The following is a 20,331-nucleotide window of genomic DNA, read 5'->3' as shown; positions in this document are numbered from 1 at the left end:
CTACTCCGCGGGCTGGGGTTCGGCGTCGACGGGAGCCGAGGCGGTGGATGACGTCCGGCCGGCTTTTGCCGGTGCTACTCTGTCCGTAGCGGCGGGAGACTGCGGAGGCGCATTCGGCGGCTCGTCGGAGCCAGCCTCGTAGGCGGCCGAGATCTTGCGCTGGCGCAGTGCCGTCCAGCCCTGGGAAATCGTGCCGACGATACCCTTCGGCAGGAACAGGGTGACGACCACGAAGAGACCGCCGAGCGCAAAGAGCCAGATATCGGGAAGGGCGGCGGTGAACCAGGTCTTGGCGAAGTTGACCAGGACCGCGCCGAGCACGGCGCCGACAAGCGTCCCGCGGCCGCCGACGGCCACCCAGATCACAACCTCGATAGAGTTGGCAGGGGCGAACTCGCCCGGGTTGATGATACCGACCTGCGGTACATAAAGCGCCCCGGCGACGCCGGCCATCATCGCCGACAGGGTCCAGACGAAGAGCTTGTAGTGCTCCACCCGGTAGCCGAGAAAGCGTGTGCGGCTTTCCGCGTCACGCACCGCAACCAGCACCTTGCCAAGCTTGGAGCGAGTCAGCGCCCGGCAGATGAGGAAACACACGACCAGCGCCAGGCCTGAGGCTGCAAACAGGCCGGCGCGGGTCGTGTCGGCCTGAATGTCAAAGCCAAGAATGTCCTTGAAATCGGTCAGGCCGTTGTTGCCGCCAAAACCCATGTCGTTGCGGAAGAAGGCAAGCAGCAGCGCATAGGTCAGCGCCTGGGTGATGATGGAGAGATAGACGCCGGTGACGCGCGAGCGGAAGGCGAACCAGCCGAAGATGAAGGCGAGCAGTCCCGGCACCAGCACCACCATCAGCGCCGCGAACCAGAACATGTCGAAGCCGAGCCAGTACCAGGGCAGTTCCTTCCAGTTCAGGAACACCATGAAATCCGGCAGGATCGGATCGCCATAGACGCCGCGGCTGCCGATCTGTCGCATGAGATACATGCCCATGGCATAGCCGCCGAGAGCGAAGAACGCCGCATGGCCGAGCGAGAGAATGCCGCAATAGCCCCAGACCAGATCCACCGCCAGGGCGAGCAGGGCATAGGTCAGGTACTTGCCCATCAGCGTGACCGCATAGGTCGGCACATGGAAGGGCGAACCTTCGGGCACCAGCAGGTTTCCGGCAGGCACAAGGATGATGGCAGCCGCCATGATGGCGAGGAAAATCCCGGCTCGGGCGTCCATGGCGCGGAAGAGGAAGGAGGTCATCATGCTTCGACTGCCCGGCCCTTGAGGGCAAACAGGCCCCTTGGACGCTTCTGGATAAAGAGGATGATGAAGACGAGCACGAAGATCTTGCCGAGGACCGCCCCGGCATAGGGCTCGAGGAACTTGTTGACGACACCGAGTGTCATCGCGCCCACCAGCGTGCCCCAGAGATTGCCGACACCGCCAAAGACCACGACCATGAAACTGTCGATGATGTAGCCCTGACCGAGGTTCGGCGAGACGTTGTCGATCTGGGAGAGCGCGACACCGGCAATCCCAGCAATGCCGGAGCCAAGGCCGAAGGTGAGGGCGTCGATCCAGGGAGTACGGATGCCCATGGAGGCGGCCATCCGCCGGTTCTGGGTGACGGCACGGGTATAGAGCCCGAAGGGTGTCTTTTTCAGCACCAGCATCAGTCCGGCGAAGACCAGCATGGCGAAGACGATGATCCACATGCGGTTATAGGTGATCGTCATCTGGCCGATTTCGAAGGCGCCGGACATCCAGTCCGGGTTGCCGACCTCGCGGTTGGTCGGACCGAAGATCGATCGCACCGCCTGCTGCAGCACCAGCGAGATGCCCCAGGTGGCAAGCAGCGTTTCCAGCGGACGTCCGTAGAGCCAGCGGATGACGCCGCGCTCGATGGCGATACCGACAAGACCGGATGTCGCGAAGGCCAGCGGCAGGGCGATGAAGAGCGAATAGTCGAAAAGGCCCGGTGCCGATGTGCGGATGAACTCCTGCACCACGAAGGTCACATAGGCCCCGATCATCACCATCTCGCCATGGGCCATGTTGATGACGCCCATCACGCCGAAGGTGATGGCAAGGCCGATTGCGGCCAGCAGCAGCACGGAGCCAAGCGACAGGCCGTACCAGACATTCTGCGCCGCATCCCAGGCGGCGATGGATTTCTCGATCTTGGTAACGGCCTTTGTCGCCGCGTCATGCACCGGGCCGTCGGAAGAGGATTGCACTGCGATCAGCAGGGAAAGGGCACTCCGGTTGCCCATGTTCGAGAGCGTCGCGACGGCGTCGAGCTTCGCGGCCTCGTCCATGCCGGAATTCAGCACCGCAGCGGCACGGGCCTCCTCCATCACGGTGCGCACGCCGTCATCGGTCTCCGCGGCAATCGCCGCATCCAGGGCTTCGATGCTGTCCGGATCCTTGGCCTTGAAGATCGCTTCCGCAGCCGCCCTTCGCACCTTCGGATCGGGTGCCATCAGGGTGAGTGAGCCAAGCGCGGAGCGGATCACCCGTCGCAGCTTGTTGTTGACCTTGATCTTCTCGACATCCCGCTTCCCGGCTTCGCCGACCGTTTCCATGGTCAACGGATCGATCAGGGCGAAGCCCTTGCCGGCCTTTTTGGTGATGAAGACCTCGCCATCCGCCTTGCGCACATAAAGATCGCCGTCGCTGAGAGCCTCCAGGGCTGGCGCGACCACCGGATCGCCGGTTGCGGCAAGTGCACCGATCTGCTTTTCCGTCTGGTCGTACTTGCCCTTGGCGAGTTCGTTGATCAGCGGGCGCAGGGCTTCCGGGTCGCTCTGGGCGAGGGCCGATCCGGCAAGAAGGCTACTAAGCAGGCAAAGCAGCAGGAGAAGGGATCTCTTCAAGGACATGTGTCCACCAGCGTTCTTGGCTTTCGACTTTCGACCTCATCCTGAGGAGCCGCGTGACGGCGTCTCGAAGGATGGGCCACTTGCTTCCGAGCTTGCCGCCCATCCTTCGAGACGGACCTAGTGGTCCTCCTCAGGATGAGGTGGAGAGTGGAAATGGCTTCCATCTCGGACAAACTCCCGGTCCCGCAGGACCGGGAAGGAGGACGGGTCTCGGAAGACCCGTCCCAACTCCGCTCCTCCCTTAGGACCCGGAGCCGCCGCACTTGCCGGTGGCGGTGTTGAAGTTGCCGCAGGAAAGCGGCGCGCGCCAATCGGCGATCAGATCCTTCGAGCCTTCCAGGTAGTCGGACCAGGCATCGCCGACGACGAGGCCGGAGGTTTCCCAGACGGTCTCGAACTGGCCGTCTTCCTGGATTTCACCGATCAGCACCGGCTTGGTAATGTGGTGGTTCGGCATCATGGCGGAGTAGCCGCCGGTCAGGTTCGGCACGGAGACGCCGACAATGGCGTCGATGACCGCATCCGGCTCGGTGGTGCCGGCCTTCTTGACGGCCTCGACCCACATGTTGAAGCCGATGAAATGGGCTTCCATCGGATCGTTGGTCACGCGCTTGTCGTCGCCGATGAAAGCATGCCAGGCTTCGATGAACTCGGCATTGGCATCGGTATCGGCGGACTGGAAGTAGTTCCAGGCGGCGAGGTGGCCGACGAGCGGTGCGGTGTCGAGACCGGCCAGCTCTTCTTCACCGACGGAGAAGGCAACGACCGGAATGTCTTCGGCCTTGATGCCGGCGTTGCCGAGTTCCTTGTAGAAGGGCACGTTGGCATCGCCGTTGATGGTGGAGACCACGGCAGTCTTCTTGCCGGCGGAACCGAAGGCCTTGATGTCGGACACGATCGTCTGCCAGTCGGAATGACCGAACGGCGTGTAGTTGATCATGATGTCTTCTTCGGCAACGCCCTTGGCCTTGAGGTAGGCTTCAAGGATCTTGTTGGTCGTGCGCGGATAGACATAGTCGGTGCCGGCCAGGACCCAGCGCTCGACGCCTTCCTCGTTCATCAGGTAGTCGACGGCCGGGATGGCCTGCTGGTTTGGCGCAGCACCGGTATAGAAGACGTTGCGCTGGCTTTCTTCGCCTTCGTACTGGACCGGATAGAAGAGCAGCGAGTTCAGCTCTTCAAAGACCGGCAGAACTGATTTGCGCGACACGGAGGTCCAGCAGCCGAAAACGGCGTCCACGCCGTTGACTTCGATCAGCTCGCGCGCCTTTTCGGCAAAGAGCGGCCAGTCGGAAGCCGGGTCGACGACGACCGCTTCAAGTTTCTTGCCGAGAAGGCCGCCTTTCTTGTTCTGCTCGTCGATGAGCATCAGCATGGCGTCTTTCAGCGTGGTCTCGGAAATTGCCATCGTGCCGGAGAGCGAATGCAGGATACCGACCTTGATCGTCTCTTCCTGGGCGAAAGCGCCCCCGGCAATCGTGGAGGCCATCAGGCCTGCAAGCGCGAGTTTGGTGAATGTCTTTTTCATGGATGTTCCCCTTTTCACTGACGTCACCGGTTCCCACGCCGGTGATTGGCGGCTGGAAGGTGTGCCGCTGTCGGGAAAGGATCGTGCGCTGGAACTGTCGCACTGCAACATACGTCAATTGACGTAACCGGCTTGCAGGCCCGTTTTTGCGCCCCAAGGGCCATCCCGGCACGAAACCTGCTGGGAAGATGGGCTGAACAAAGAAACGGGGCGGAAAATCGGGCAATGAGAGACGGCGTTTGCCGAAAAAATAGGCGTGTGCCTAGGAGTTGGGCAATCTGTGCTCCGCTGAGGGCGGGCAGGTGAGGGCCCGTCAGCGTATCCTGCCGGTCCGGCGCCAGTACAACAAGTGGGTCAACAACCAGACCCTGGAAGATTACGCGCTGCGCTTCACAGCCAAGAGCGCGCGACGCTTCTCCTCCCGCGCGATCTCGCAAACCGCCATCGGTGCCATCTCGTTCCTGGCGCTGGAAGCAATCGGCGGCGCGATTACGCTGTCCCACGGCACGGCAAATGCGTTTCTCGCGATTCTCGTCGGTAGCGTGGTTCTGCTCATCGTCGGCCTGCCGATCAGCCGATACGCCATGCGTTACGGCGTCGACATCGATCTCCTGACCAGGGGGGCCGGTTTCGGCTATATCGGCTCAACCGTCACTTCGCTGATCTATGCCAGCTTCACTTTCATTCTCTTCGCCATCGAAGCCTCGATCATGTCGAGCGCGCTGGAGTTCGCTTTCGGCGTGCCACTCTGGCTGGGCTATGTCATCAGTGCCGTTGCCGTCATACCGCTGGTCACGCACGGCATCACCTGGATCAGCCGCTTTCAGCTCGCCACCCAGCCCTTCTGGATCATCCTCAACATCCTGCCTTTCGTCTTTATTGCCTTTACGGACTGGCATGCTGTCGGGGAGTGGCTGAGCTTTTCCGGCATCGACCCACTGACGGAAGCTCCGAAGGCTACACCGGGCGGCTGGGAGAGCATCAATCTGGTGAGTTTTGGCGCGGCCTCCGCTGTCATCCTGGCCCTGATGGCCCAGATCGGTGAGCAGGTTGACTTCCTGCGCTTCCTGCCCGCACAGGATTTCGCCCGCCGCCGTCACCGGCTGGCGCTGTTTCTGGCCGGTCCCGGCTGGGTGGTGCTGGGTGCACCGAAGATGATTGCAGGCTCGTTCCTGGCGGTTCTTGTGCTCTCGCACGGGGTGCCGGTCGAGCATGCGGATGAACCCTCGCGCATGTATGCGATCGCTTTCGGCTACATGATCCCGAACGAGACCGTTGTCCTGCTGCTGATGGCCGCCTTCGTTGTCGTGGCGCAGCTGAAGATCAACGTCATGAATGCCTATGCGGGATCGCTCGCCTGGTCGAACTTCTTTTCCCGACTGACCCATTCGCATCCCGGCCGCGTGGTCTGGCTGGTGTTCAATGTCGGCATCGCGCTCCTGCTGATGGAACTCGGCATCTACCGTCTGCTGGAGGAAACCCTCGGCGTCTTTTCCATCATTGCCATGGCCTGGCTGTCAGCGATCTCGGCGGATCTCTTCATCAACAAGCCGCTCGGTCTGTCGCCTCCGGGGATCGAGTTCAAGCGGGCGCATCTCTACGACATCAACCCGGTCGGCACAGGCGCGATGCTTGCCGCCGCCGGATTGGCGCTCGCAGCCCATTTTGGTGCCTTCGGAGAAGTCGCGGCCGCCCTTGCGACCTTCCTTGCGATGGCGATCGCTTTTGTCGTCGCGCCGCTCATCGCGATCGCCACCAGGAGCCGTTTCTATCTGGCTCGCAAGCCGCGCCGCAGCTGGCAGACATTGGACCATATCGCCTGCTCGATCTGCGAGAACCCGTTCGAACCTGAAGACATGGCCTATTGCCCGGCCTATCAGGCGCCGATCTGTTCGCTCTGCTGCTCGCTCGACGCGCGCTGCCACGACAGCTGCAAGCCGAAGGCCCGTGTCGCCTATCAGGTTGGAACCGTTGCCGGGCGCATTCTGCCGGACAGCGCGATGGCATTCTTCGGTTCGCGGCTCGGGCGATATGCCCTGACGTCGGTCCTGTCGATCACGGGGATCGGCCTGATGCTCTGGATCATCCACGGTCAGGCCGCCAGCAGGCTGGGCGATCCGACAGGCATTATCGGCCAGACGGTTCTGTTGATCTTCTTTGTCTTTGCCGTCGTTGCAGGCATCGCCTGCTGGTTCCTGGTGCTCGCCCACGATACCCGCCGGGTCGCCGAGGAAGAATCTGCGCGCCAGAACGCGTTGCTGCAGAAGGAAATCGATGCCCACAGCATTACCGATGCAGCCCTGCAAAAAGCCAAGGAGAACGCGGAGGCGGCGAACCTTGCCAAGAGCCGCTACGTCGTCGGTCTCAGCCATGAACTCAGAACGCCGCTCAATGCGGTGATGGGCTACGCCCAGGTGCTGGAGCGGGACGACGGCATCCCGAAGGGCCGGAAACCCGCGATAGGCACCATCAGGCGGAGCGCCGAGCATCTCTCCGGCCTGATCGACGGCCTTCTGGATATTTCCCGCATCGAGGCCGGGCGGCTGCAGATCTATTCCAACGAGATCAACATCCACGAATTTCTCGATCAGATCGTCGACATGTTCCGGATGCAGGCTTCGGGCAAGGCCTTGGGCTTTCGCTACGAACGTGCGCCCAACCTGCCTGTGTTCGTGCGCACCGACGAGAAGCGCTTGCGGCAGATCCTGGTCAATCTTCTTTCCAATGCGATCAAGTTCACCGAGGAAGGCGAAGTGTCGCTCACCGTCGGCTACCGGTCCCAGGTCGCGAGCTTTGTCGTTGCCGACAGCGGTCCGGGTGTAGAGCTTGATGAGCAGGGCAAGATCTTCGAGCCTTTCGGCCGCGGCCGCATGGCAAACGGGGCACGGACGCCGGGGCTCGGCCTCGGTCTGACCATCACCAAGCTCTTGACGGAAACCATGGGCGGGGCCATCGGGCTTGCCAGCGAGCCGGGCAGGGGAGCTTCCTTCGAGGTCCGCCTGATGTTGGCCGCCGTCGACAGGCCCGTGGACACCGTCCGCCTGGAACGGCAGGTGAGGGGCTATGAAGGTGCGCGCCGGACGATTGCAGTCGTCGACGACAATGAGGATCACCGGGCCCTTGTCAGCGACATTCTGAAGCCGCTCGGCTTTACGGTGCTGGAGGCGCAGACCGGTGCAGCCTGCCTGGAGACGGTCCTGCCCCTGGAACCGGATCTCTATCTGGTGGATATCCTGATGCCGGGCATGAACGGCTGGCTGCTGGCGGAGGAATTGCGCGGGCGCGGCGAGAATGCGCCGATCATAATGCTTTCGGCCAATATCGGCGATCAGGCCTTGCGCCCGGATGGTCCCGCCCACCACACTGCCACACTGGCAAAACCCTTTGTTATCGGCCAGCTGCTCGATCTGTTGCAAAAACACATGGGCCTTGCCTGGACGGAAAAGCCGGTGGAGGCGTCTTCGGACCCGAAGCCAATGGCCCGCCTGCGCTCGCCGGGTGCCAGTCATGTGGCGGACCTGATCTCGCTGGCGGATATCGGCTACGTGGAAGGCATCGAGGCCAAGCTGGACGAACTTGCCCGGGAACCGGAGAACGAACCGCTGATAGAAACGTTGCAAGCCCATCTCACCCGCTTCGACTTCGAAGCCTACCGCAGCGTGCTCAGCGGACTGGACGCCCAGGATGGATGACCGGCGCGATACCGTCCTGGTGGTGGACGACAGTCCGGAAACCCTCGGCTTCGTCACCGAGGCACTGAAGAAGACCGGGATTACGGTGCTTGTGGCAACCAGTGGCGAGGCGGCGCTTTCGATCTGCGGCAAGGTGACCCCGGACACCATCCTGATGGACGCGGTGATGCCCGGGCTCGATGGTTTCGAGACCTGCCGGAAGATCAAGGAAAATCAGGCGCTTCAGCATGTCCCCGTCATCTTCATGACCGGGCTTTCCGAGACCGAACACATCGTCAAGGCGCTTGAATCCGGCGGCGTCGATTTCCTGACCAAGCCCATCGATGTCGACGAGCTGAAGGCCCGCATTAAGGTGCATCTGAAGAACGCCCGCTCGGTGCAGAGCGCCCATGTGGCCCTTGATGCCGCCGGCCGTCACCTGGTGGCGGTCTCGCAGGAAGGCAGCGTTTTGTGGTCGACCCCGCAGATCCAGAACCTGCTCGCACGTACCGGTGCGGCGGAGGCGAGCCTCTTCCAGTTGGGGAGGGCGCTCGGCGACTGGCTGGACGGGCCTCAATCGGCGGCAGGCGATCGGCGCAAGAGCTTCATTCTGGGCCTTTCGGAGGACCTTGCCGTTCATCTCCATCCCCTCGGGCGGGTCGGTCCTGATGAAAATCTCTTCCGGGTGACGGCTGAGGATGAAGCCGGGCAGGTGCGGGCCCTGCAGCAGCAATTCGACCTGACACAGCGGGAGGCCGAGGTGCTGATCTGGATCGCCAAGGGCAAGGCCAACAAGGATATCGGCGAGATCCTGGGTCTTTCTCCGCGCACGGTGAACAAGCACCTGGAACAGATTTTCGTCAAGCTCGGCGTGGAAAACCGGGCTTCGGCCGCCGTCCGCGCGGCCGAAGTGATCTACGCATTTTAATTTCAATGGGAAAAATTGATCTAGATTCAATCGGAAGTTGAGTGCTGGCTCGACAAGCATCCGGGCATGAATTATGGATGCATTAATCAAAAGTATAATGAAGGCGGGGCAGGGAGGAGCATGCCCATGACAGAATTCAGGGAAGTGCGTCGGACATCGCTTCTGCCCGACAGGATCGCCGCCGACATCATGGCCAAGATTTCCGATGGCGAACTGATGCCGGGCGACACGCTGCCGACCGAGCACGCCCTCGCGGGAACATTCGGGGTCAGCCGAAACGTGGTGCGCGAGGCCATCGCCCGTCTTCGCTCGGACGGTGTGATCGAGTCGCGCCAGGGGCGCGGCGCCGTGGTCAAACCGGTCTCCGAGCGCGAGACCTTCCGCGTCGACATCCGCTCTCTCGGCAAGGACGGCAATTTCGCGGATCTATTCGAATTGCGCGGCATTCTGGAAATCGAGGCGGCTGGCCTGGCGGCCCTGCGCAGAACCGACGCCGATCTCGAAGAAATGGCCGCGGCCGTCGGCGAATTGCACGGGCGAACCAGGTTCGACGAAAAGCGGCTTGAGGCCGATGCAAGCTTTCACCGGGCAGTCGGCAAGGCCGCCGGCAATTCCTATCTCTTCGGCATCATCTGCTATATCTCCGCGCGCCTGAAGGAGACTGCACGGGCGACCTCGGATGTCTACCCGAAGGACGATCTCGTTCCTCTGACAATGGGCGAACACCGGAAAGTGTTCGAGGCGATCGAGGCGAGCGACCAGGTGCGAGCACGGTCTGCCATGGCCGCCCATATCAGGGCTGCTGCGGCACGCCTGAACGTCCCGGTAAAATCCGGGACGTGAACCGGGCCGGGACGGGCCACCCGCAAAGCGCCGCTGCGTCGGCCGGGGTTAGGTCCAGATGTCTTGTTTCCCGAAAGCTCTTGATAACCCTCCGTCAATATAACCGACCCACGAACGCGTTCTGCAAAAACATCCTGCTTTCAACCGAACGCTGCTAAGATGTTTTTACACATGGGATTCGGTCAGTCTGGCGGCCATCAGTCGAGTGGATTGAAGGCCCGCTGACCTTTTTGGCAGCCTTCCTCCTGGGCCGTTCGGGTCTGGGGCGGAGGCAAGACGGTTTTCAGGAGGCTCACGTGGGAATTCAGACAAACGCCGAGGCCTGTCTCACCAAAAGCACATCTGACGATCCGGCAGCTGCCGGCGATCATGCGTCCGTGCTTCTGGAACCATTGACGTTCCGTTCCACCGGCGAGATCCGCGCGATGGTGGGCGGTCAGTATCAGGTTCTTGCAAGCGGCAAGACCCTGACCGCGCAACGTGCCGTCTCCTGCCTGGTCGCCCCGGAATGTTCCGACGTCGTTGCCCTCATGTCGACGCGCGAAGGCATCTTCATCACCGACGTTCTGATGCGTCCGGACGAAGGCAGCCAGAGCGTGACGCTCAAGCCGGTGAAGGCAGACGGCACCGCCCGGGACATGGTTATCGCCGCCGGTTCCTTGCGCATCGATGTGGCAGAGAAGTTCGAAGCAAGCGGCAAGGAGGCCGGTCTTGCCTTTGAAACGCTTAGCCTGACTGCCGGCAGGCTTGCCCTTGTCGGCCGCAAGCTTCTGACCTCCATGCAGGAGATCGTCAGCCACGCGAAGCGCCGGCTGGAGACCTATGACATGACCACGACCAGGGCCCGCACACGTGTCGACCGGATCGTGGAGACCGACCAGCTGCGAGCCGGGTCCATCCAGACCCAGGCAGACACTGTCTCCCTCAGCCAGTCCGAAACGGCGCTCGTCGTCGCCAAGGAAGACATCCGCATGGACGGCAAGCGCATCTCCATGGGCTGACAGGCCTTTGAACGAGCCTGCCCGCCCTCCTGGTCCCCATTGAGGAATTCCGTATGCGCGTCATGAAACCCCTCCGGCTCGGTCTCCTGACCAAAACCATGCCCCACAAGGGCAAGGGGCTTTTCATCGTGACGACCTTCACCCTGTTCGATCTCCTGGACCCGACGGATATTCTGGCGGAAACCGCGATGTGGCCGGTCGTCGCCAAGGAATTGCCGAAGGGGGCAATCTTCGACGCGGCCTATCCGAAGCCCTTCGGAGAGTTTCTCATTGCGGGGCGGGCCATGTCGCGGGATCCCGTCCGGGCCATGCATGTCGCCGTTTCGGTCGGAGACAAAAGCCGCCGCCTTTCCGTCTTCGGCGACCGCGTCTGGAAAACTTCGGCCGACGGGCCGGTCTTTACCGACCCCCGTGCCTTCACCGAAATGCCGTTGACGCCGGACCGGGCTTTCGGCGGCGAAGGCTTTGCAGAAAACCCGGCCGGTCAGGGGTTCGATGGCGACAATCTCCTCGGTCATCTGGCACAGGTGCCATTGCCCAACATCGAACTTGCGGGGCATGAAATCCGCGAGATCGACGACAGCCCCGGAGCGGCTGTCGTCGGCCCGATCCCGCTGGACGATCCGGCCCGGATTGCGCTGGCCGGAACCTATGACAAGGCCTGGGTTGCCCACCGCATGCCCGACTGGCCGGAGGATTTCGATCCGCGCTATTTCATGGCAGCCCACCGCGAGCAGCAGTTCCCCGGCTTCTTCAAGGGGAGCGAGCCGATCCGGGTTGTCGGCATGTCGGCAGAGCAGCCGGATGTGCGATCAAGACTTCCGGGCGTCCGCGCCCGTGCCTTCGTCAATCTGGCGAGTGCACCGGGCCGGCTGACCGAGCTTTCCATGCATGCCGACACCGTGTGGATCCTCGGTTCGGAGCTGAAAGGCGTGGTGGTCAACCGCGGTGTCATGGCGGTCGACGACCGGGACGGCCAGGATGTTGCCGATGTCATGGTCGCCTATGAATGGCTGAAGGATGCGCCGAAACCGGCAGATCATTATTCGGAGGTCTACCGCCTGCGGTCCGATCCGGAGGAGGGGCACAAATACCTTCTCTCCGACGGGCAATTGTCGCCCGTGGAAGATCCGGAAGAGGTGGCGCGCCGCGAAGATGTACGGATGGAGGCGGCTCGCGACCGCCAGGAACGCTGGATCGAAGGCCGTCAATGGCGCCTGGAGCGCCAGTTTGCCGAACAGGGACTGCCGCCTTCGCTGGTGCCTGCGCTGGAGACACCAGATCTGAAACTCTTCGTCCTGCCGAGCGAAGAGGATATCGCCCGCGGCGACGTCGATTTCGCCCGCCTTATTTCCGATGCGGAAGACCTGCGCCGCGAAGCGGAGCTGAAGGTCGATATGGCCTGCGCGGAGATTGTCGGACTTGTCGAACAGATCGGTGTCGTCTCCCCGGTGGACGCGCCCGCCAGCCTCGGTGAAATGGAGGAACTCGGGCACACGGTCGGCACCGGCAAGGGCTTCCTGCCGGCCTTCGAAGATCTGGTCCCCCAGGATGATCTGGAAAGGCTGCTCGCCCAGTTTGAAGCGGCACCGACACCGGATATCGCCGCCCTGTCGGAAAAGGATCCGCAAGTTGCCTTCGAGGCGGCGAAACTCCGCTTCGAGGAGAGTGCTGCCGCCGGCCTGCTTGCACCCGCGCAGGACCTGATCGGCCGCATGCCGGATGCACCGCTGTCTGCACCTGCAGCAGCAGATGCACCGGCAGGAGATGTCGTTGATGTCGCAGCAGGTGCGGCAACAGCGGACCCTGATCCGCTTGCGGAATTCCTGGCCGATACTTTCCCGGGCCTGGCAGGCGGCGAAGGCTCGAAATCAGAGGGTCTCAAGAATGCGATCACGGCAGTTACGCCGGTGGATCTGCCTGAAGGGGCGCCTGGAGAGGTCGCCCGGCAGAAGCTGGAAGAGACACAGGCAACCGTCGACACGGTGCTGATCGAATCCCGTCGCATGGCCGCGCAGCCGGTCGCGCCGCTCGAGCCGCTTGGGCCGGAAGCGGCTGCGCGGTTCGGGCAATTCGTCAGGGATCACCTGGCGGCGGGAGGATCTCTCGCGGGCCGCGATCTTGCAGGTGCCGCCCTGGAGTCCGCCCCTCTGGATGGGGCGGATCTCAACGGAAGTTTCCTGGAACGATGTGCCCTTGGCAGTGCGGTTCTGCGCGGCGCGTCCTGTGAGGACACGGTCTTCGCCGGGGCTGTTCTGACGGGAGCCGATTTCTCCGGCGCCCGCCTTCGGAGGGCGAACCTCTCTGGCGTTCAAGCAGGTCGTGCCGGGTTCCGGCAGGCGAGGATCGAGGATTGCCGGGTCATCGAAGCCGATTTCTCCGGGTCCGATTTCGCCGGCGCAGTCTTCAAGAACTGCACCTTCATCAACTGCACCTTCACGGCTGCAAAGCTGTCGCGCGCAGCGATCGAAAGCTGTTCCTTCGTCTCCTGCGACATGAGCGATCTTCACGCCAGGCATGCCCGGATGGAAAAGAGCAACTTCCTATCCTGTGCGCTCGACCGGGCGGACCTCTGTGATGCCATGATGAAGAAAGTGACGCTCGCCAATGTCACGTTCCGGGACGGCGATCTCTGCCACTCCCTGATTGACGAATGCGGCTGGTTCGGCGAGACCGACATGAACGGCGTCAATTTCATGGAAGCGCATGTGGTCAAATGCGGCTTCCAGAATGCCCGCATGCGCAACGCCGGCTTCTTCAAGGCGATCTTCGCCGACTGCAATCTTTCCGGCACCGATCTGAAATGGGCCGACATGCGGCTCGGATCCTTCACCGGCTCCATGTTTGCCTTCGCCAAGGTGCAGAAGGCCGATCTCTTCGGCGCCAATCTTCTGAAGGCGAACTTCCACGGGGCGGATCTTTTCAAGTCCAATTTCCGGGCCGCCAACTTCTTCCGGACGGACCTCTCCGAAGCATCGCTCGCCTTTGCCGATTTCACGGGCTCCAATCTGGAATTCACCAACCTGGAGGCCCGCGTATGATCACGCTCGACGAGCTGAGCGATTGCATCCGCTACGAGGAGCCGGTTCTGGAGGCTGACTTTTCCGGTGCGGATCTCTCCGGAATGGCGCTTGCGGGCGGTACTTTCGTGCGCACAAATCTTGCCGGAGCCAGCTTTCGGGGCGCAGACCTGTCGCGCTGTGTCTTCACCGAATGCAATCTTGAGGGCGCTGATTTCGGCGGCATGGAGATCGACCGGGCGGTCTTCGTCAAGAGCAACCTGTCGAAGGCGAACCTTTCGGAGTGCCGTCTCGAAAAGTCCTCCTTTGTGGAAACGTCGCTGTCCTCGGCCACATTTGCCGGCAGCAACCTGATTTCCTGTCAGTTTCTGAAAAGCGCCCTTGGTTCAGCGGATCTGGGGTCTGCCGCTCTTCTCAAGAGCGCCATGGTCGAGTGCGGCACGGCGGGGATTGTTCTCTCCGAAGCGCTGCTGGAGGCGACCGTCTTTGTCGGCATCGACTTGTCGAAGGCGGCGTTCAAGGATGTCATCTGCCAGTCCGCCATGTTCATCAAATGCAACATGACCGGCCTCGATTTTTCTGAAACGCCGGTCATGCAATGCACTTTCATGGAGACCGATCTGGCAGGCTGCCATTTCGATCGGGCGGACCTCAGCGGCAGCCTTCTGATGGGCAGCCAGTTGGCAGGGTGCTCCTTTGCCGAGGCCATTGCCGACATGGCGCTCTTTTGCAATGCCAACCTGCAGAAGGCCCGCTTCAACGGTGCGCGGCTCTCCATGGCGAATTTCAGCGGCAGCGATCTGCGCATGGCGGATCTGTCGGGAGCGACAGCCGAGAAGGCGCAATTTGCGCTCGCCGATTGCCGCGGCGCGTCCTTTGCCGGCGGTGACCTGAAGATTGCCAATTTCTCGAATGCCAACCTGGATGGGGCAAATATGACGCGCACAGCGCTGCATCTGGCCGACTTCCACAATGCCAGTGTCCACATGACCCTGACCGACGGTGCCCACGGCGCGATTAGGCAGACGGACGAAAAGCGGCTGATCCGAGAGATCTACAATCCGCGCACCGTCGCGACCGGCGATTAGGGAAGGGAAGGGAGCGGACCATGTTTGTGAACAATCAGAACGGATGCATGAGCCTCGGCCTCATGGATGTCTGCAACACGATCGTCGGCCCGGCGACCGTGCCTATACCCTACGTAAACATCGCCGTATCGACACTGGCGGTGCCCAATGTCGCAACGGTTTTCGTCGGGGGCGGCCTCGCCCACAATCTCCTGACGACAACCGAGATCACCAGCGGTGACGAGACGGGGACGGCGATGGGCATCGTCTCCGCCACGATCATTGGCGAGGCTATGCATGTCACCAGTTCGGCCATGGTCTTCATGGGTGTGGCGCCGGCAACGCGGCTGACCAGCACCACCATGCAGAATTCGATAAACTCCGTGGGCATGACCCTGACCCCGGCCCAGTTCACCTTCATGGCCCTGTCCTGACCGTCCATCGCGTCCTTGAGGGACGCGGCAAAAGCTTGAAGAGGTAACCGTCATGAGTTCTTCCGAAACAGTCGACGATGCCGACTATGAAGTCTCCCAGAGCAATTCGGACGAAGCGCTGAACGCGACGGTCCTGATCCCGGATACAAGCTCCTCCTCCTCGGACGAAACCACGCTCACGAAGGACAACAGCAGCTTTCTGCGGATCGGCCAGTACGATGCCAGCGAGGAGGGCGAGCGCTCGCCCGACCACATGGACGCCGCCGCGAGGGGGGCGCTCATCCAGACGACGGGAGGCCTGTTCTTCCTCGTCGGCGAGGACGCCTATCACCAGTACAAGACCAACCTCGATATCTATGTCGAAGGCAATCTGACGGAAGCCATCGACGGCAACAGCAGCACGACCATCTCGGGCACCAACGACGTCAAGACCACCGGCCTTAGCCGACATTCCGGCGAAAGCTACGTGATCTCGACGGGCAGTTACACCGACGTCGATCCGGGCTCGACCAAGGACATCCTCTTGAAGTCGAACAACCACGTCAAAGCGGAAAGCGACAGCGGCGTGAAGTTGACGGTCGGCAGCAGCTACTATGTGGAACTCGACAGTTCCGGTCTCTGGCAAACCCAGCTCAAGGACGCCATCGACGTTACCACCGGCACGACGCACAGCCGCTTCGGCGGCTGGAATACCGAAGAATTCTACGGCGGCTCCTTCGAATTCCAGATTGCCGGCGCGATCGCGATTTCCTTCTCGGTGACGATCGAAATTGCCCTTCTGGTGGGCATTTCGGTGGCCAGCATCGAGATCGGGGCGACGGGCATCGGCATTGGAGCCACCAACATCGATATCGCCGCCACCAACATCAAGATCGAGAAGACAATGGTTGAAGTGGCCAATACCGCCGTCGAGGTGACGACCAAGGAAGCCGAGGTCAAGGACGTGAGTGCCGTGCTCAACAGCGTCGGCATCAAGATCGCGAGCGGCATGAACATTATCACCTGACGTTCCGGCCTGTGTGACCATGAACCTGACTTCGCTTGAAAAATGCAATGCCGCGGAAAAACTGATCCAGAAGGGCCGGTTCGAGGACGCCGGCTTCCTTCTGGACCAGGTGCTGGAAAGCCATCCGCAGAACCGGAGCGCGCTGGTCGCCAAAGGTGCCCTGCAGATGAAGGCCGGCCGCATCCCCGAAGCAAAGCGCCTGCTGCAAGCCGCCTATGATCTGGATCCGGCCGACCCGGTCGTCCTGACAAACATGGCCAGCCTTGCCCTCTTCGAGAACCGACTCGCCGATGCGCTCGAGCACCTGCAAACTGCCGCCGAGACCCATCCGGAACACCTGCCTGCGCTGTTGTTGCTGGGGCAGATCCACCAGCAGCTGGGCGATTTGCCCTCCGCGCAGAAATGGCTGGTTCAGGCGGTCAAACTCTCTCCGGCGGATCCATCCGTTCTTGTTGCATTGTCCTCGCTCGCGCTTTTGCGCCAGAACCTGGCCGAGGCGAAGGCGCTTCTCGACAAGGCGCTTGAGGTCGAGCCGGATCATGTCCGCGCGCTGACGGCGCTGGCGCATCTGAAAGGGCTCGGAGGCGATTTCCAGGCAGCTGCCGAGCTGGCGGCACGCGCCCATCTGGAGGCCCCACAGGACCCGGATGCCGCCGTCGCGCTGGCCCGGATCTATCTGGCCTCGGGGTCCTTGAGGGAGGCCGGCAAGCTTATGGACCGGTTCAAGGCCCGCTTCGGAGACTTTCCGCCGGTCGTTCTCTGCGCCGCGGAGGTCTCGATCACTCGCGGAGAGGTGGCTGCGGCCTTGTCGGATTGCGCAAAATGGTTGCGCAAGGCACCGAAGGACAGCGGCCGGATCATAGGCTTTCTGAAGATCCTGAAGAAGGCGGGTGCCTGGCAACAGCTCCTGGATCTTTGTTCCAGGCTGCCTGTGGAACAGGCAGAGCTGGAGACAGTCCGGAGCCTGCGCGAAGAGGCGTTCCATGCCCTCGGCCGGTCCGAAGAAGGCTGGGCCTCCTGGGCGGAACGGCGCGGGCTTGGCCCGGAGGCGCTCGAAGGTCCGCTCCGGATTGCGCTGCCTGTCCGGACACCATTGCTCGACGAACTGGTGCTGATGCGCTTCGTGAACACCTGGGCGGCATCCGGCCCGGTCACGCTGTCAGGGCAATCTTCGCTCGACAGGATCTGGGGCAGGCTTGCTCATGCCGCTGAACTCCACCGCGTTGACGACGGCCGCAAGGACGGGTTGCTGCCGGCGGATCTTGCGGCCCTGACCACGCTTCATGCACCCGCAAAGACAGGCTTTGCGCCCTATCTTGCTGCCGATCCGGGCCGGAGTGCTGTCTGGCGTGAGGCTCTGCCGACGGGCAAAGCGCCTCTGGTCGGCATCTTCTGGCAATCGGCCGCGCCGGGACTGCTGATCGATCACCTGCACGAAGCTCTTTCGGGTCTGGATGTCGTTCCCGTCAGCCTGCAATTCGACGAGGCCCGGCACCAGCTGCGCGCCTGGCCGGAAGCGCTTGACGCGGGCGTTGCGCTCGAGGATCTGGGCGATCTGGTCAATCTCGTCGCCTGCCTCGACATGGTCATCGGCCCGGACGGCATTCCGCTGCATATCGCCGGTGCAATGGGTAAAAAGGCCTTCGCGCTGCTCCAGCAGAACCACGACTGGTATTGGGCAGGCGAGGGGGGCGACAGCACGCATTACCCGTCGGTCCGCCGCATCGTTAAACCTGCAGGCCCGGACTGGACCCGGACAATGCAGGTTCTGAGGACCGAATTGACGGCCCTGGTGCCGGAAAAAGTCTGACGCGGGTTTCCTCGAGCACGTCGCGAAAAAGTGGGGACTGGTTTTCGCAACAAGACGTGCGTCAAAAAGAGAGAAAGCGGGTCATGTGAATTCAAATGAATGCGACACGCTTTAGAAGGTCGGCGGCGTGCAGGCGCTGATGACCTCGCAAGGATTGGGACCGACACACCGGAACCTGTGCGGCCGGTGGCTTTCGAAATAATAAGCGTCTCCGGGGCCCAGGATCTTGCGGTCGTCACCGACGGTGACCTCCAGCCGGCCGGAGAGAACAATCCCGCCTTCTTCGCCCTCGTGCACGAGCAGCACCTTTCCGGTGTCCGCACCCGGCTGATAGCACTCCTTCAGGATCTGCAGGCTGCGGCCGAAGAGGTTGTCGCCGACCTGGCGGAAGGAAATGCCACCCTTGCCGATCTCGACAAGTTCCTCCGACTGGTAGAAGGCCTTCTTCGGCTTATCCGGTTCGAAGGAAAAGAACTCCGCAAGGCCGATGGGAATGCCGTCGAGGATGCGCTTCAGCGCCCCGACCGACGGATTGGTGGCATTCGATTCAATCAGCGAGATCGTCGAATTGGTGACGCCACTGCGTTTTGCCAGCTCCCGCTGCGAAAGATTATGCGCCATGCGCAGATGCCTGAGGCGCCCGCCGATATCGATTGTCATGCCCGGCCTGTTGAGGATGTTGAATATTCCGAAAACAGTGACACCGATGATCATTAATTTCAATGGAATAGACTGTATCAGAAAAGGACTTGTTCCCGGATCGAAATCGTGAGGACACTTCGTCAAACGCTAGGGAGACCCGCGATGAACGTTCACAGCAAATCCAACACACCCGTTCTCGACAGTTACTGGATGCCGTTCACGGCCAATCGCCAGTTCAAATCCGCGCCGCGCCTGTTCACGGCTGCAGAGGACATGCATTACACCACCGATGACGGCCGCCAGGTGCTGGACGGCACGGCCGGGCTCTGGTGCGTCAACGCCGGTCACGGCCGCGAACAGATCACCCGGGCAGTCGAGCAGCAGCTCTCGACAATGGACTATGCGCCTTCGTTCCAGATGGGACATCCGGTCGCCTTCGATTTTGCCGAGCGCCTTGCCGCCAATGCGCCGGAGGCAAAGGGCGAGAAGCTGGATAGGGTGTTCTTCACCGGGTCTGGGTCTGAATCGGTCGATACTGCTCTCAAGATCGCGATCGCCTATCAGCGCGCCATCGGCCAGGGCACGCGCACCCGCCTGATCGGCCGCGAGCGCGGTTATCACGGCGTCGGCTTCGGCGGCATTTCCGTCGGCGGCCTCGTCAACAACCGGCGCGTCTTCCCGCAGTTGCCGGGCACCGACCATCTGCGCCATACCCATGACCTTGCAAAGAACGCCTTCACCAAGGGCGAGCCCGAACACGGCGCCGATCTCGCCGACGATCTGGAGCGGCTGGTGGCCCTGCATGGCGCGGAAACGATTGCCGCCTGCATCGTCGAACCGGTGGCCGGTTCCACCGGTGTGCTGGTCCCGCCGAAGGGCTACCTGCAGCGGCTGCGGGATATTTGCACGAAGCACGGCATACTTCTGATCTTCGATGAGGTCATCACCGGCTTCGGCCGCCTCGGCTCCCCCTTTGCGACAGACCATTTCGGCGTCCTGCCGGATCTGGTGACGACCGCAAAGGGCCTGACCAACGGTGCCATCCCGATGGGGGCCGTGTTCGCGCGCCGGCAGGTGCACGACGCGTTGATGACGGGCCCGGATGCGGCCATCGAGCTCTTCCACGGCTACACCTATTCGGGCCACCCGGTCGCCTGCGCCGCAGGTCTCGCAACACTTGATATCTACGAGAAGGAAGGCCTGCTGACGCGTGCACATGCGCTGGAAGCCAAGTGGCACGAGGCCATTCACAGCCTGAAGGGACAGCCGAACGTCATCGACATCCGCACGATCGGCCTTGTCGCGGGCATCGAACTCGCCTCCCGGCCGGAAGCCATCGGCGCCAGGGCCTATGAGGTCTTTGTCGAGTGTTTCAACAAGGGGCTCCTGATCCGCGTCACCGGCGACATCATCGCCCTGTCGCCGCCGCTGATCATCGAGGAAGACCAGATCGGCGAGATTGTCTCAAAGCTCGGCGACGTGCTTTCGAAAGCGGCCTGATGCGCTGG

General features: G+C 62.1%; 14 protein-coding genes. 10 read left to right on the top strand and 4 right to left on the bottom strand.

The features are described 5' to 3' along the window. The 3 genes from urtC to urtA all read right to left on the bottom strand — a co-directional run bounded on the left by urtC (window position 1) and on the right by urtA (window position 4,401). Entirely contained in the window at window positions 1–1,254 is a 1,254-nt protein-coding gene (urtC, locus tag ACX3M4_RS09830; RefSeq protein ID WP_459358400.1) for an urea ABC transporter permease subunit UrtC, read from the bottom strand. After that, window positions 1,251–2,873, bottom strand: coding sequence for an urea ABC transporter permease subunit UrtB (gene urtB / locus ACX3M4_RS09825; protein ID WP_459358399.1), 1,623 nt, complete (start codon window positions 2,871–2,873; stop codon window positions 1,251–1,253). Before urtB ends, urtC begins: the two co-directional genes overlap by 4 nt. 241 nt (window positions 2,874–3,114) lie before the next feature. Then, entirely contained in the window at window positions 3,115–4,401 is a 1,287-nt protein-coding gene (urtA, locus tag ACX3M4_RS09820) for an urea ABC transporter substrate-binding protein (protein ID WP_459358398.1), read from the bottom strand. 302 nt (window positions 4,402–4,703) lie between these two features. Here urtA and ACX3M4_RS09815 point away from each other — a divergent pair, with 302 nt between their 5' ends. The 9 genes from ACX3M4_RS09815 (at window position 4,704) to ACX3M4_RS09775 (ending at window position 18,181) form a co-directional block, all read left to right on the top strand. After that, on the top strand, window positions 4,704–8,093 hold the full coding sequence (locus ACX3M4_RS09815; RefSeq protein ID WP_459358397.1) for a hybrid sensor histidine kinase/response regulator: 3,390 nt from the start codon (window positions 4,704–4,706) through the stop codon (window positions 8,091–8,093). Further along, the gene (locus ACX3M4_RS09810) at window positions 8,086–9,000 is read left to right on the top strand and encodes a response regulator (RefSeq protein WP_459358396.1); all 915 of its coding nucleotides are present in this window, start codon (window positions 8,086–8,088) and stop codon (window positions 8,998–9,000) included. Before ACX3M4_RS09815 ends, ACX3M4_RS09810 begins: the two co-directional genes overlap by 8 nt. 126 nt (window positions 9,001–9,126) lie before the next feature. Continuing rightward, window positions 9,127–9,843 carry a FadR/GntR family transcriptional regulator gene (locus tag ACX3M4_RS09805; RefSeq protein ID WP_459358395.1) on the top strand — a complete coding sequence of 239 codons (717 nt, stop codon included), beginning with the start codon at window positions 9,127–9,129 and terminating at the stop codon, window positions 9,841–9,843. 296 nt (window positions 9,844–10,139) lie between these two features. Next, window positions 10,140–10,844 (top strand): DUF3540 domain-containing protein, encoded by a 705-nt coding sequence (locus ACX3M4_RS09800; RefSeq protein ID WP_459358394.1) that lies wholly within the window; start codon window positions 10,140–10,142, stop codon window positions 10,842–10,844. A gap of 53 nt (window positions 10,845–10,897) precedes the next feature. Further along, window positions 10,898–13,885 (top strand): DUF2169 domain-containing protein, encoded by a 2,988-nt coding sequence (locus ACX3M4_RS09795; RefSeq protein ID WP_459358393.1) that lies wholly within the window; start codon window positions 10,898–10,900, stop codon window positions 13,883–13,885. Beyond that, window positions 13,882–14,952 (top strand): pentapeptide repeat-containing protein, encoded by a 1,071-nt coding sequence (locus ACX3M4_RS09790; protein WP_459358392.1) that lies wholly within the window; start codon window positions 13,882–13,884, stop codon window positions 14,950–14,952. Before ACX3M4_RS09795 ends, ACX3M4_RS09790 begins: the two co-directional genes overlap by 4 nt. A 20-nt stretch (window positions 14,953–14,972) precedes the next feature. After that, entirely contained in the window at window positions 14,973–15,365 is a 393-nt protein-coding gene (locus tag ACX3M4_RS09785) for a DUF4150 domain-containing protein (RefSeq protein WP_459358391.1), read from the top strand. A gap of 52 nt (window positions 15,366–15,417) precedes the next feature. After that, on the top strand, window positions 15,418–16,371 hold the full coding sequence (locus tag ACX3M4_RS09780; RefSeq protein ID WP_459358390.1) for a hypothetical protein: 954 nt from the start codon (window positions 15,418–15,420) through the stop codon (window positions 16,369–16,371). 19 nt (window positions 16,372–16,390) lie between these two features. Continuing rightward, window positions 16,391–18,181 (top strand): tetratricopeptide repeat protein, encoded by a 1,791-nt coding sequence (locus tag ACX3M4_RS09775; protein WP_459358389.1) that lies wholly within the window; start codon window positions 16,391–16,393, stop codon window positions 18,179–18,181. A gap of 111 nt (window positions 18,182–18,292) precedes the next feature. Here the strand turns inward: ACX3M4_RS09775 and ACX3M4_RS09770 are convergent, their stop codons facing one another. Then, on the bottom strand, window positions 18,293–18,841 hold the full coding sequence (locus ACX3M4_RS09770) for a cupin domain-containing protein (protein WP_459358388.1): 549 nt from the start codon (window positions 18,839–18,841) through the stop codon (window positions 18,293–18,295). Window positions 18,842–18,985: 144 nt separating this feature from the next. Here ACX3M4_RS09770 and aptA point away from each other — a divergent pair, with 144 nt between their 5' ends. Then, entirely contained in the window at window positions 18,986–20,323 is a 1,338-nt protein-coding gene (aptA, locus tag ACX3M4_RS09765) for an omega-aminotransferase AptA (protein WP_459358387.1), read from the top strand. The last annotated feature ends 8 nt before the right edge of the window (window positions 20,324–20,331 follow it).

It is taken from the genome of Roseibium sp. M-1 (assembly GCF_054515675.1).
The sequence above is the reverse complement of the archived record's forward strand: the minus strand, read 5'-3'. Positions and strand labels throughout refer to the sequence as shown.

Coding starts and splice junctions, on each gene's coding strand:
- ACX3M4_RS09790 (WP_459358392.1), top strand. CDS start 13,882: ATGATCACGCTCGACGAGCTGAGCGATTGCATCCGCTACGAGGAGCCG.
- urtB (WP_459358399.1), bottom strand. CDS start 2,873: ATGTCCTTGAAGAGATCCCTTCTCCTGCTGCTTTGCCTGCTTAGTAGC.
- ACX3M4_RS09795 (WP_459358393.1), top strand. CDS start 10,898: ATGCGCGTCATGAAACCCCTCCGGCTCGGTCTCCTGACCAAAACCATG.
- ACX3M4_RS09805 (WP_459358395.1), top strand. CDS start 9,127: ATGACAGAATTCAGGGAAGTGCGTCGGACATCGCTTCTGCCCGACAGG.
- ACX3M4_RS09775 (WP_459358389.1), top strand. CDS start 16,391: ATGAACCTGACTTCGCTTGAAAAATGCAATGCCGCGGAAAAACTGATC.
- ACX3M4_RS09780 (WP_459358390.1), top strand. CDS start 15,418: ATGAGTTCTTCCGAAACAGTCGACGATGCCGACTATGAAGTCTCCCAG.
- aptA (WP_459358387.1), top strand. CDS start 18,986: ATGAACGTTCACAGCAAATCCAACACACCCGTTCTCGACAGTTACTGG.
- urtC (WP_459358400.1), bottom strand. CDS start 1,254: ATGATGACCTCCTTCCTCTTCCGCGCCATGGACGCCCGAGCCGGGATT.
- urtA (WP_459358398.1), bottom strand. CDS start 4,401: ATGAAAAAGACATTCACCAAACTCGCGCTTGCAGGCCTGATGGCCTCC.
- ACX3M4_RS09810 (WP_459358396.1), top strand. CDS start 8,086: ATGGATGACCGGCGCGATACCGTCCTGGTGGTGGACGACAGTCCGGAA.
- ACX3M4_RS09770 (WP_459358388.1), bottom strand. CDS start 18,841: ATGACAATCGATATCGGCGGGCGCCTCAGGCATCTGCGCATGGCGCAT.
- ACX3M4_RS09785 (WP_459358391.1), top strand. CDS start 14,973: ATGTTTGTGAACAATCAGAACGGATGCATGAGCCTCGGCCTCATGGAT.